Source organism: Arthrobacter sp. B10-11 (assembly GCF_033142195.1).
In the GTDB taxonomy this organism is placed as follows: domain Bacteria; phylum Actinomycetota; class Actinomycetes; order Actinomycetales; family Micrococcaceae; genus Arthrobacter; species Arthrobacter oryzae_C.
In genome coordinates, this window is the sequence record NZ_JAWMTH010000003.1 from 107,200 (window position 1) to 118,991 (window position 11,792).

An 11,792-nucleotide genomic window follows, 5' to 3' on the forward strand; every position below is an offset into this window, starting at 1 on the left:
GGAAGCGAGGTGCCGATCATGGGTCGATTGATTGTTCAGGAATTCGTTACTGCCGACGGTTTCGCCGCCAATGCCAATAACGAATTTACGGCCTACGAGATGCTCGAAGGGGGCACGGCCGAATTCGACCGCAGCCAGTTGGCGTGGCTCGATACCGTCGATGCGATGGTCCTCGGCGCATCCACATACAGGATGTTCGCTGAATTCTGGCCCACTCCGGCATCAGAAGGCGAAATCATCGCGCCGGCACTCAACGCACTGCGCCGCTTTGTGTTCTCCCGGACGTTGAAGAACGCACCGTGGGGCGACTATCCCGAGGCCGCGGTCGAATCAGGGGATGCGGTTGCGGCGATCCGCCGCATCAAGGGCGAATTCGGGGGCAACATCGTGCTCTGGGGCAGCCTGACCTTGAGCGAGGCATTTTTTGACGCCGGCGAAGTGGACGGCGTCCGGCTTGTCGTCATGCCCGTTGCCATTGGCGCGGGCCGGGGCGTATTCCCTTCCGGCCACGATCCCCTCCTCCTCACCCTCCTGGGCGCAAAGACCTACGACGCCGGGCTGGTTGAGCTCGAATATTCTGTTGGGTCCGGCGGGCCGCGGCCTCGGCCGGAACGATGAAGATCAGCACGATGACGAGGGCGGCGGCGGATGGAAGCGTCCAGCACGATTTAGAAGTAGCTGACCAGGATGATCGCCAGAATCGCGGACGGGTTGGCCGGGCGTGCCGCGGCGTAGGCCGCCGCGAACGGTGTTCTGGCAGGCCCTCCCGGGATCGCGGGACCCGACGTAGCCTGATTCCATGGATAGCCAAAGCGACGTACGTGAGTTCCTCCGGTCCCGCCGGGCCAAAGTGACGCCCGAGCAGGTGAACCTGATCGTCGGCACCAACCGGCGCGTGCCCGGGCTGCGCCGGGAAGAAGTGGCCACCCTGGCCTCGGTCAGTGTGGACTACTACGCCCGGCTGGAGCGCGGTAACCTTACCGGTGTTTCCGACGAAGTCCTGGAAGCGATCGCCCACGCGCTGCGGCTTGACGAAGCCGAAACCGCCCACCTTTTTGCCCTGGCCCGCGCGGCTCAGCAGCGGCCTGCCCGCCGTCGTCGTCCGGCACCTCCGGAGCAGGTGCGCCCCGGGCTGCAGCGGTTCCTGGATTCCGTCACCGGCGCGCCCACCTGGATCCGCAATGAGCGCATGGATTTCGTCGCCGCCAACGCGCTCGGCCGCGCGCTGTACGCGCCGATCCTCGCTGATCCGGTGCGTCCCGCCAACAGTGCACGTTTTGTGTTCTTCAACCCGGGGGCGCGCACCTTTTACCCTGATTGGGAACAGGTGGCGAACGACGTCGTGGCCATCCTTCGCAGCTACGCCGGCCAGCGCCCGCACGACAAGGGCCTCACCGATCTGGTGGGGGAACTCGCCACCCGCAGCGAGGAGTTCCGCACCCGGTGGGCGGCCCACAACGTCCGTTTCCACCGGACCGGGATGAAGAAGCTGCACCATCCGGTGGTGGGCGACCTTGAACTCGCCTACGAGGCGATGGAACTGCCGGCCAATCCCGGCTGGACCATGTTCGCGTACACCGCCGAACCCGGTTCTGCCAGCGACGAGCGCCTGAAGCTGCTGGCCAGCTGGGCGGCCACCACCGTCAGCCAAGACGCCGTGCCTGCAGCGGAAAAGACGCAATAGGTGCGCTCCGGCCCTATTGTCCGGCGCCGGGGAGCATCTGACGGTTCCTGATCCGTGATTCGCCGAACTCTATGGTGAGCGGTTGAATCTCCCGCGTCCCGGCGTCCCTGGTGCGGGGGCTGCCCACGGCAACGTGCGGTAACCAGTGCGGGGACCTGAAGCCCAGGGCCCGGGAACTGAGGATGAAGTCATCGACGTTGTCCACCAGCAACCCGTCCAGCAGTTCGTGGAGGGCCTGGACGAGGAATACCTGGTATTTCCGGACGTGCTCCGGAACGTCCACTTCAAGCCCGGTCACGTTGCCGCCGCCCAGCGGAATCAACCGCTCGGCGCTGCCGGCGAAGCCGTCCAGCACGGGCAGCCCGTCCAACCAGGTCAGTGTGCTGTGGACAGCGGCATCAGCGCTGGTTATGCCTTTGGTCCATTCCGAGACGTCCTGGGAGAAATCGTCCAGTACCCCGAGGTGCAGCAGCGTCATATGCAGTCCGCGCGGCCTGCGCAGGGCACGGACGTAGCTGCCAAGGCCCTCATAGTCCGAGGGGCCGGATCCGATGCTGAGCACCGGCACCTCCACCGTAATCCGCGGAATAGTGTGCATTCCGGCCCCTCCTGACCGCGCCGACCGTAGCCTGTGGATGCCATTATCCGCCGGGACGGGCCTCCCAGCCCAGCGGCGGGCCTCCCAGCCCAGCGGCGGGCTCACCCGGCCAGCGGGCGCAGACCGTCAAGCAGGGGAGTGGTGGGACGGCCTGCCAGCCGGGCGAGGTCGCCGGTGGACAATGCGAGTGCACCCTGCTGGATGTTGCCGTCCAGGGCTGCGAGGAATCCTGCTGTCGCGGCGTCAAGGCCTGCGGCCTCCAAGGCGAGGGCGTGTTCAGCCGGACTCACCGAGGCATACCTAACGGGGCGTCCAAGGACCGTGGAGAAGGCCGACGCCAGCTCCTGGTAGGTCCAGGCGTGATCGCCTGACAGCTCGTAAACGTGGCCTTCATGTCCGGCTGTGCTCAGGACGGCGGCGATGGCTGCGGCGTAGTCAGCGCGGGTTGCGCTGGCCACACGTCCCTCGCCGGCACTGCCCAGGAGCGTTCCGGTCTCGCGGGCCGAGTGCAGGGCGGCAGCGTAGTTTTCCGTGTACCAGCCGTTGCGCAGGAAGGTGAAGGGTAGTCCGCTGGCGCGGATGAGCTCTTCGGCCTTCACATGGTCGGGTGCCAGGACCAGCGGGGTGGTGTCGGCCGCCAGGACGCTGGTGTAGAGGATGTGGCCGACCTTCGCCCGGACGGCGGCGTCGATGACGGTCTGGTGCTGGGTGGTGCGGTTCTGGACGTCGCTGCCGGATATGAGAAGGAGAGTGTCGCCCTCGTTCAGGGCAGCATTTACGCTGGCCGGGTCGTTGTAATCAACCGTTGCGGTGTTGACGCCGCGCGCCGATAGTTCGGCGAGCTGCTCGGCGGACCTGCCCGCCGCCACGATCCGGTCGGCCGGTACCCCGCGGCTCAGCAGTTCCTTGACGACGAGGCGTCCCAGCTGGCCGGTGGCTCCTGCAATGACAATGGACATGGGATTCTCCTAGGTATCCGGGCGCTTCTGTTCAGCGCCTTCTGTCATGGCCAACCCGCTTCGGGGGGCAACAATTCCGGCACCGGATGACGCACTTTGAAGTGCTATAGGCACCTTCAGGTAAGCATTGGCAGGGCGAAGCAGCTCTCTCCCAGGGGCGGCTGACAGGCGGCGATAGTATGAGCCAGTGCCTCACAGGATTTCGAAGGGCCAGGTCATTGCGTTTCGTCTTGGCGCCCACTGCCTCACCGAACGGCTAGCGGAGGACGGGCTGCCCCGCGCTGCCGGGCGGTGCGGCATTCAGAACAGCCCGCCCGGGTCGGCGCTGCTGGCCCTGCACGCCAGGGTGGGGAACTTCAGGCAGGATCAGTTGGCCTCCGCAGTCGCCGAGGAGAAAAGCCTGCTGCAGTCCTGGTGCATGCGCGGCTCGCCGTTCTACTTCCCGACCTCGGATGCAGCGGTCTTCACTACCGGAGTGCTGCCGCCCACCGAGGAGGCGATGCGCCACCTTGTTTCCGGCGTGGAGCCGGCGTTGGACAAGCTCGGGATGAGCTTCACCAAGGCCGTTGAGCTGACGGGCGCCGAGATCGGCGACGTCCTGTCCGGGCGGAGGCTCGCCATCAACGAGTTGGGCGCAGAGATCGCCACGCGAATTGCCCGCAGGCTGCCGCAGCGACAACGAGGCATCTGGCAGGAGAACGGTCCATACGCCCCCGGGCAGCCGTTTGGCGAGGGCATAGTCCATTTCTGCATCCGCATCCTCACATTGCAGCGTGTGGTCTGCTTCGCGCCGCGCACCGGGAACAAGGCACCACTCGTCCTGGTCAATGAATGGCTTGGCCATCCGATCCCGGACGTCGCCCCGGACCTCGCACGCGCCGAACTGCTTCGCCGCTACTTGCGCTGCTACGGACCGTCAACACGCGGCGGGTTCGCCGCATGGACGGGGGTCCATCCGGGTGACACCGGCCCATGGTGGAGCCTGATCGAGGACGAGATGACACAGGTCGACTTCGCCGGCCTGCCATCTTGGATCCTCACCGAGGATCTCGACGCGCTGCTGTCCGCGCCGATGCCGAAAGGGGTGCGTCTGCTCCCGCCACATGATCCGTACACCCAGATACACGATCGGAACACGATCGTCGACGAGAAGTACCACCGGGAAGTCTGGAAAGCGGCGGGCGGACCAGGCACGGTCCTTACGAGGGGGAAGCTTGCGGGCACATGGCGTCCGCGCCTGAGGGGGCCGAAGCTGACCATCGCCGTGAAGACGTTCGGCGCTCTGGGAGATCAAGACATCAAGTCGCTCAAGGATGAGGCCGGGCAGGTCGCGGCGCTGCGTGGCGCGCCGGCCGTAGAGGTCGAGTTCGAGGCCTATTGACCCCGCACCGGCGGACGCCGCGCGAGTATGACTGCCTGCGGTGACCGTTCAAGGCGCCCAGGTTCGCGTGTCATCCGGGCGACCGTGGTGAATCCGGCGTTGGCCAGTTGTTCGGAGATCCACGCCGATGGGAAGAATTGCGCATCCATGGAGACGTTGTGCCCGTAGGCGCGGGAGATGTGCCGGCGGCCCTCACCCGCCTGGAAGCTGACGAGCACATATCCTCCGGGCGCAAGGACCCGAAAGAACTCCGTAAAGACTCCGGGTATCTCCCAAGGTTGCAAATGGATGATGGAATACCAGGCGAAAATCCCGTCCAGCTGCTGGTCTGCATGGGGGAGGTGCGCCAGCTCTGCAACATCGAAGTCCAATCCGGGATGGTTCCTCCGGGCAACCTCAAGCATTCCGGCGGACATGTCAATCCCCGCCGTCGAGAGTCCCAAGGACTCCAACAAGCCGATCATCCGTCCCGTGCCGCACCCGGCGTCCAGCACTAGCCGGCCGTCCCCCTCTTTGATGTGGCTGGCAAACGCTTCGATCATTCCGCGGTCAGCCGGTGCCTCGATGCTGGCATCAGGGAGCAGCCGCGAATAGCTCTCTGCCACCAAGTCGTAGGCGGACCGGGCCCGGGCAAGTCGATCGTCAACAGGCATCCGGAAAGGCTATCCCGGGAATGCCATTACTGGCATACGACCTGCCGCAGGACTGCCACCAAATTGCCTGCTCGGGCTGCCGGATGGGCCGGGGAGCATTTTTTATGGCCAGTGTCTTTATTCGTCATTTTGATAAATATAATCGGCGCCTTTGCGGTGTTGCCGCGAATTGTGGGATATGTGCGCAAATGCCGGGACTACTCGAATCAATTTCCACTTGATGGGGAAGAAAGTCCGTAGTAATTCAGTCATGCGAGTACACCGGCTCAGGCGAGTTAGGTGTACACCACTGCTGTATTTGTCCGGCTCCCGAGTTTGACTGTGAGTGCGACTAATGTTTTTTCGCACTCCCGCCAGGAGTTTCCAGATCTATCGCGGGTGTGGTTAGGCCGGCCGGCCTCCGGCTGGCCGTTCATAATGAGGGAATTGCTGGGAATTCCAGGGTGTGGGGTTAATTCCCCACGTTGTTATCATCCAGCACAGAAAGTGAGAATTCCGTGAGAAATAAAACCGTCGCCCATTGGGGTGCAGGTTTAGCGTGTTTGGTGTTACTTCTCTCCGGCACCACAGCGGCCCAGGCCAATCTACCGGGAAGCCCCTTCGACGCATCCGACGGCAATCTGGTCCTCGATGACGAGACCAAGGACTGGATAAATGTTGGAATCAATTGCGTATCCGAGCCTAAAGTGGGCTGCGGCATTGACAAACCAACAGGGCAGAATGACGACTCGTTCGGCAACGGAACGAAGGAAGACACTGCCGTCCCGACCGTCATTGATGGATCCATTCCGAACAATAAGAGCGACCTGACCCGCTTCTACACAAAACTTGTCACTGAAGGCGACAAGGATTTTGCATACCTCGCCTGGGAACGGGTCCAAGAGCCCACCGGCACCACGAACATGGACTTCGAATTCAACAAGTCCGCCACGCTGTCTGGCAATGGGGTCACCCCTGTCCGCAGTGCGGGAGACGTTCTCATCAAGTACGACCTCTCCCAGGGCGGTACGGTTCCGACGCTCGGCTACCACCTTTGGGTGACGACGGGCGTAGGCCGAGATGTTTGCGAAGCATCCAATTCCGTCCCCTGCTGGGGCAAAGTTCAGCCGCTCACGGGCAATTTTGAAGGCTCGATAAATACTGTCAGTGTCGTTGACCCGATTGCTCCGGATAATCCCCGCACGCTCAGTGCCAGGACCTTCGGTGAGGCCGCAATCAACCTGACGGATTCAGGCATCATCCCGGCGGGCACCTGCAAAGGCTTCAGCACCGCCTACCTGAAGAGCCGTTCGTCCGATTCATTCACCGCCGCGGTGAAGGACTTCATTGCCCCTCAGCCACTGGACTTCGACAAGTGCGGCAAGATCGACGTTGTGAAGGTGGATGACGATTCGCCAGCCTCGGCACTGCAGGGAGCGGTATTCACTCTCTACAAGGACGAGGCTCCTGTTGGAACCGCACCGGGCACTGAGGACACCACAACCGGCCTGACCTGCACCACCGGCGCCGACGGCAAGTGCTCCTTTGCGGATGTGCCGACCGGCAACTACTGGGTAGTGGAGACCACCACCCCGGCTGGACATGACACCGCAGACCCGCAGCAGGCTGTTGTGGGGGCCGGAGGCACAGTGACACTGACCTTCATCAACCCCCGCGACTTCAAGGTCATCGTCCTGGTCTGCAAGGAAGCTGACAACTCCCTGTACCCCAGCACCGTGACTGTGAACGGAGAGGATAAGACGTCCCTCGCTGCCGCGCCGTCCGGTCTGACGGCTGCCCAACTGTGCGGCCTGGGCGGCGCCGCCTACGGCGACTTGAGCCACGGCGACCACCCGGCAAACGTCAACATCCCGCAGTAGGCGCAGAGTCTGAGCGCGAAGGACCCGGACCAGTTCGCCTGATCCGGGTCCTTCAGTGCTTCAGGCCGCACGCAGCTGGAGCGTCAATTTCGCCGTGCATGATGCGGACTCCACGGCCCGCCGCGCTGTCGCCCTGGGCGGCAGCATCCTGATGGCTCCGATGGACACGCCCGGATTCCGCAATGCCGTGATCGGCGACCCCCAAGGAGGCTTCTTCGCCGTCAGTGCAGCCGCAGGCTGACCCTCAGCGGTCACGGGCAGGCACAATGGAGGCGTGACTTCTCCGCTCCACCCTCCCGCCGCCGCACGCTCCAACCCAGCTTTCGACCTGGGCGTCATCGGTGCGGGTTTGGCCTTCGCTGCCTCCCTGGTGGACCTGGCAGGTGCCCTGCGGGCAGGCGGCGCGGGCGGAACCGCCGTGGTCCAGGCGCCGCCCGGTACAGGCAAGACCACCCTCGTTCCACCGTTGCTGGCCAACCTCGCGTCCCCCTCCGGATCCGGCGGCGCAGGCACCGCCCGGGCAGGAAAACACCGCGGCCCGCGCGTGGTGGTGACCCAGCCCCGCCGCGTCGCCGCGAGGTCGGCCGCGCGCCGCCTCGCAGCCCTGGACGGCAGCCGTCTCGGGGACCGGGTCGGCTACACGGTCCGGGGCGAGCGCGTCTCCGGTCCGGGCACCCTGATCGAGTTCGTCACGCCCGGAATCCTGCTGCAGCGGCTTCTTTCCGACCCGGGCCTGGAGACCGTGGACGCCGTGATCCTGGACGAGGTCCACGAACGCGGACTCGAGACCGACCTGCTCCTCGGCCTGCTCGCGGAGGTCCGCGAGCTGCGCGGCGACCTCATGCTGGTGGCGATGTCCGCCACACTGGACGCGCCGCGCTTCGCCGCCCTGCTCGGGTCAGGACAGGACGGAAACCACGACGGCGGCGGCCCGGCTCCCGTCGTCGACTGTCCGTCCGCACTGTTCCCGCTGGAGACGGAGTGGGCACCGGCGGCTGTGGCGCGGCTGGACACGCGGGGCGTGACCCGCGCGTTCCTTGACCATGTGGCGGACACCGCCGCGGCAGCGCATGCCAACGCATTGGCAGCCGACCCGGGCACCGACGCTCTGGTCTTCCTTCCGGGGGCGCGGGAGGTCTCGCACGTCGCTGACCGCCTCCGCGGCCGGACTGACGCCGAGGTGCTGGAGCTGCATGGCCAGGCCGGACCGACTGAACAGGACCGCGCGGTCTCCGGCCGGGAACCCGGCGGACGTGCCCGGATCATCGTCTCCACCGCGCTGGCCGAATCCTCCCTGACTGTCCCGGGAGTCCGGCTGGTCATTGACTCCGGCCTGTCCCGTGAGCCGAGGCGCGACACGAACCGCGGCATGTCCGGCCTGGTGACCGTGTCCTGCTCGCGTGCGTCCGCCGAGCAGCGCGCCGGACGTGCCGCCCGCCAGGGGCCGGGACGTGTGGTCCGGTGCTATGACCAGCGGACGTTCGGCGCCGCTCCAGCCCACCAGACCCCCGAAATAGCCGTCGCCGACCTGACCGGTGCGGCGCTGCTGCTGGCCTGCTGGGGATCACCGGGCGGGCACGGCCTGGCCCTTCCGGACGCCCCGCCCGCGGCCGCGATGGCGGACGCCATTGAGGTCCTGCGCGAACTGGGCGCCGTTGGTCCCGACGGCCTTGCCACGGGCCTGGGCAAGACCCTGGCCAGGATTCCCGCAGACCCGCGCCTGGCCCGCGCCCTCCTGGACGGTGCCGCAACCGTCGGCCACCGGACCGCTGCAGAAACCGTGGCCGTCGTTGCCGGTGACCAGCGCGCTCCCGGCGCCGACCTCACCCGGCTGCTGGCTGCGCTGCGTCCGGGAAACGATCCGGCGGCCCGCCGGTGGAAGGAGGATGTCCGGCGGATGGAAGCGATCGTCCGCAAGGAGATCGCCGCCGTCGAACAAACCCCGGCCGTGTCCCCGGTGGCCTCCGCGGAGGCCGTCGGGTTCGTCGTCGGCCTCGCCTTCCCGGACCGGGTGGCGCGCCGCGTCCCCGGGGCGGGGGAGCGCTACCTGCTGTCCTCCGGCACCCGGGCGGGCCTTCCGGCCGGCAGCCCGCTGTCAGGCCAGGAGTGGCTGGCTGTCGCCGAAGTCTCACGCGCTGAAGGCCGCGACGCGGCGGGAACCGGCGCCGTCATCCGCTCCGCGGCCCCGCTGTCTGCCGAGACGGCTGAAGCCGCCGCACGGCACCTGCTCAGGGACACCGTGGAAGCCGGATTCGCCCAGGGGCGCGTCACGGCCCGGCTGGAGCGCCGGCTGGGAAGCATCCTGCTTTCCTCGACGCCGGTCCGGCCGTCAGCCGCCGAGGGGCGGGCCGCTGTGGCCCGCGCACTGGCCAAGGAAGGGCTGGGAACCATCGGATGGTCGACGACGGCGGACGCCCTGCGCCGCCGTCTTGCGCTGCTGCACCGGGAACTGGGCGGTCCGTGGCCCGATGTGTCCGAACAGGCGCTGCTGTCCCGGCTGGACGACTGGCTGGCGCCCGAACTCGAAGCGCTGGCCGGCGGGAAGGCCACGGCCGGCGTCGACCTCACCGAACCGCTGCGCAGGCTGCTGCCGTGGCCCGACGCCTCCCGGCTGGGGGAACTGGCGCCGGAAACGCTGGAGGTGCCGAGCGGTTCGCGCGTCCGGATTGACTACCCTGATGCAGAGCACGACGACGGACGCCCGGTGGTGGCGGTCAAGCTGCAGGAGTGTTTCGGCTGGGCCGAAACGCCACGGCTGGCAGGCGGACGGGTCCCGGTGCTGTTCCACCTTCTGTCACCGGCACGGCGGCCGCTTGCGGTGACGGATGACCTCGCTTCGTTCTGGTCGGGACCGTACGCGCAGGTACGGGCCGAGATGCGCGGACGCTACCCGAAGCATCCCTGGCCGGAGGACCCGTGGACGGCGCCGGCCACCGCCGGGACGAAGAGCAGGATGTAACGCCGTTACGGGCAAGCCAGCCTCATTCGGCGGTGATGCGTATCCCGGCGACAGCCCCTGTCCAGGGGCCGGTGGGGTCCTGACGCGTCAGATGGACACCGACGTAGCCGGGCTGCAGTTCGACGACCTGCGACAGCACGCCTGAGCAATCGAGAACGAGTGGCGGCAACTCGGCCGCGGTCCCTGGATCCTGGCTGATTGAGATGTTGACCTCTTTGATGCCTGCACAAGCCGCCGTGACGGTGTACGCGCCCCCAGCCTTCACTCTTGCGGTTTTGCTGAAGCCGACCCCGGGTCCATCCGCGGGACCGGACTCGTCAAGCAGCACAGACCCGGCCGCCACTGTCAGGCGCTCTTTCAGCTCGGCGTAGTTGCGGGCTTCCCTGTCCAGAATGTCCGCACCTTTCGCCGGGACGGACGGCGCGGGACGGCCGCTGTACTCAAGGGCGGCGGTTGGCGGAGGATCGCTGGCGTCCTCGTACGAACATCCGGCCAGCACGCTGCCTAACACCACCACTGCCGCAGCACAGCGGCCCGGCCTCGTTCCCCCACGGCGTGACATGGGCCGAGTCTACGCTCCGCCCGAGGAAAGGTAAGCCATATCGGTCCGGATGGCGGATTCACGCTCGACGCCCCTACAGCGCCGAGACCAGACGCCCGAATCAAGACCATTGACCGGCGATACTTACCGATATATCGTTAAGTATCGCCGATGGTCGGCGGGCTTGGAAAGAAAGCGATGCCATCATGAAAGGCATTCAGGACAAATTTGCAGACAATGGGCCGGAACGCGGACGTTTCGGGCGCGGCCGGAGCCACCGGGGGCCCCATGGCCATGGCGGTGGCGGGTTCGGGCGGGGCTTTGGACCGGGTTTCGGGCCAGGCTTTGGGCCGGGGTTCGGACCGGGTTTCGGGCCGGGGGGACCGCGTCGGGCCAACAGGGGCGATGTCCGCTCCGCCATTCTTGCCCTCCTGGCCGAAGCGCCCTCCAACGGGTACGGGCTGATCAAGGCCATTGCCGAAAAGACCTCCGGAGCCTGGCGTCCCAGCCCGGGGTCGGTTTATCCGACGCTGCAGCAACTCGTCGACGAGGACCTGATCACGCAAGTTGGTGAAGGCCGGCGCACCGAGTTCACGCTCACCGATGCCGGCAAAGCCTACGTGGCGGAGCACGCTGAGGAGCTGGGCAGCGCCTGGAACACCGACCCGGAGGGCACAGGACCCGCGTTCCACCAGAGCGTGGGAAAGCTCATGGGCGTCATTCATCAGTTCAGGGTGGCGGCAACCGACGAACAGCGCCTGGCCGCCGTCGAAAAAATTGATGAGGCCCGGCGCGCGCTGTACCTCATCCTTGCGGAGTGAGCCGGGCAGATCCCGGAGTGCGTCAGTGAGGTAACTGATACACGGCGGAAACCTTGCGACGTTGCCGCGAAACATTGCACCGTTACGCTCATTCCTACCTGGACACAGCGGTCCACGCAGCGAACGGAAGGACACACCATGATGACTCTCTTGAGTACTTTGACACTCTCCCTTCATTCCGGCTGGAAGGACAAGGAACCGCACGCCGGCGGGCCGGGTTCCCTGAACGCTTTCCCCAGCGGGCAACTCTCCTCCACGCCCTGGGAAGGGTGGTGGCACGACGAACCCTAGCCCGTCAGGCAGGAGTCACAACCCTCCCTCTTGAAGTTCAGCCGCT

At 66.2% G+C, this 11,792-nt stretch carries 12 protein-coding genes; 8 read left to right on the forward strand and 4 right to left on the reverse strand.

What is annotated here, in order from left to right; translation table 11 throughout:
* Window positions 1-18 precede the first annotated feature (18 nt).
* Both RW112_RS10410 and RW112_RS10415 read left to right on the forward strand, forming a co-directional pair.
* Window positions 19-618 (forward strand): dihydrofolate reductase family protein, encoded by a 600-nt coding sequence (locus tag RW112_RS10410; RefSeq protein ID WP_317781701.1) that lies wholly within the window; start codon window positions 19-21, stop codon window positions 616-618.
* Window positions 619-799: 181 nt separating this feature from the next.
* Window positions 800-1,684, forward strand: coding sequence for a helix-turn-helix transcriptional regulator (locus RW112_RS10415; protein WP_317781702.1), 885 nt, complete (start codon window positions 800-802; stop codon window positions 1,682-1,684).
* A 13-nt stretch (window positions 1,685-1,697) separates the two neighbouring features.
* Here RW112_RS10415 and RW112_RS10420 read toward each other — a convergent pair whose 3' ends face one another.
* Window positions 1,698-2,282: a hypothetical protein gene (locus RW112_RS10420; RefSeq protein ID WP_317781703.1), complete on the reverse strand. Its 585-nt coding sequence runs from the start codon at window positions 2,280-2,282 to the stop codon at window positions 1,698-1,700.
* 101 nt (window positions 2,283-2,383) lie between these two features.
* Window positions 2,384-3,241, reverse strand: coding sequence for an SDR family oxidoreductase (locus RW112_RS10425; RefSeq protein WP_317781704.1), 858 nt, complete (start codon window positions 3,239-3,241; stop codon window positions 2,384-2,386).
* A 187-nt stretch (window positions 3,242-3,428) separates the two neighbouring features.
* On the opposite strand from RW112_RS10425, the gene RW112_RS10430 reads away from it, so the two are divergent.
* The gene (locus tag RW112_RS10430; protein WP_317781705.1) at window positions 3,429-4,622 is read left to right on the forward strand and encodes a winged helix DNA-binding domain-containing protein; all 1,194 of its coding nucleotides are present in this window, start codon (window positions 3,429-3,431) and stop codon (window positions 4,620-4,622) included.
* Here RW112_RS10430 and RW112_RS10435 read toward each other — a convergent pair.
* Window positions 4,616-5,275, reverse strand: coding sequence for a class I SAM-dependent methyltransferase (locus tag RW112_RS10435; protein WP_317781706.1), 660 nt, complete (start codon window positions 5,273-5,275; stop codon window positions 4,616-4,618). The genes RW112_RS10430 and RW112_RS10435 overlap by 7 nt on opposite strands.
* Before the next feature lie 464 nt (window positions 5,276-5,739).
* Here RW112_RS10435 and RW112_RS10440 point away from each other — a divergent pair, with 464 nt between their 5' ends.
* From RW112_RS10440 to hrpB, 3 genes are read left to right on the forward strand one after another with little or no spacing between them, the layout of a single operon-like run.
* Complete coding sequence (locus tag RW112_RS10440; RefSeq protein ID WP_317781707.1) at window positions 5,740-7,134, forward strand: prealbumin-like fold domain-containing protein; 1,395 nt, start codon at window positions 5,740-5,742, stop codon at window positions 7,132-7,134.
* Window positions 7,135-7,189: 55 nt separating this feature from the next.
* Window positions 7,190-7,375: a VOC family protein gene (locus tag RW112_RS10445; protein ID WP_317781708.1), complete on the forward strand. Its 186-nt coding sequence runs from the start codon at window positions 7,190-7,192 to the stop codon at window positions 7,373-7,375.
* 33 nt (window positions 7,376-7,408) lie between these two features.
* Window positions 7,409-10,093: an ATP-dependent helicase HrpB gene (gene hrpB, locus RW112_RS10450; protein ID WP_317781709.1), complete on the forward strand. Its 2,685-nt coding sequence runs from the start codon at window positions 7,409-7,411 to the stop codon at window positions 10,091-10,093.
* Window positions 10,094-10,115: 22 nt separating this feature from the next.
* Here the strand turns inward: hrpB and RW112_RS10455 are convergent, their stop codons facing one another.
* Window positions 10,116-10,655, reverse strand: a complete 540-nt coding sequence (locus tag RW112_RS10455) for a hypothetical protein (RefSeq protein WP_317781710.1) — start codon at window positions 10,653-10,655, stop codon at window positions 10,116-10,118.
* Window positions 10,656-10,840: 185 nt separating this feature from the next.
* Here RW112_RS10455 and RW112_RS10460 point away from each other — a divergent pair, with 185 nt between their 5' ends.
* Both RW112_RS10460 and RW112_RS10465 read left to right on the forward strand, forming a co-directional pair.
* Window positions 10,841-11,455, forward strand: a complete 615-nt coding sequence (locus tag RW112_RS10460) for a PadR family transcriptional regulator (RefSeq protein ID WP_317781711.1) — start codon at window positions 10,841-10,843, stop codon at window positions 11,453-11,455.
* A 150-nt stretch (window positions 11,456-11,605) separates the two neighbouring features.
* On the forward strand, window positions 11,606-11,746 hold the full coding sequence (locus tag RW112_RS10465; protein WP_317781712.1) for a hypothetical protein: 141 nt from the start codon (window positions 11,606-11,608) through the stop codon (window positions 11,744-11,746).
* Window positions 11,747-11,792: the final 46 nt, after the last annotated feature.

Bases quoted from the DNA above. Each gene is read 5' to 3' on its own strand.
- RW112_RS10410 (WP_317781701.1), top strand. From the start codon at position 19: ATGGGTCGATTGATTGTTCAGGAATTCGTTACTGCCGACGGTTTCGCC.
- RW112_RS10415 (WP_317781702.1), top strand. From the start codon at position 800: ATGGATAGCCAAAGCGACGTACGTGAGTTCCTCCGGTCCCGCCGGGCC.
- RW112_RS10420 (WP_317781703.1), bottom strand. From the start codon at position 2,282: ATGCACACTATTCCGCGGATTACGGTGGAGGTGCCGGTGCTCAGCATC.
- RW112_RS10425 (WP_317781704.1), bottom strand. From the start codon at position 3,241: ATGTCCATTGTCATTGCAGGAGCCACCGGCCAGCTGGGACGCCTCGTC.
- RW112_RS10435 (WP_317781706.1), bottom strand. From the start codon at position 5,275: ATGCCTGTTGACGATCGACTTGCCCGGGCCCGGTCCGCCTACGACTTG.
- RW112_RS10455 (WP_317781710.1), bottom strand. From the start codon at position 10,655: ATGTCACGCCGTGGGGGAACGAGGCCGGGCCGCTGTGCTGCGGCAGTG.
- RW112_RS10460 (WP_317781711.1), top strand. From the start codon at position 10,841: ATGAAAGGCATTCAGGACAAATTTGCAGACAATGGGCCGGAACGCGGA.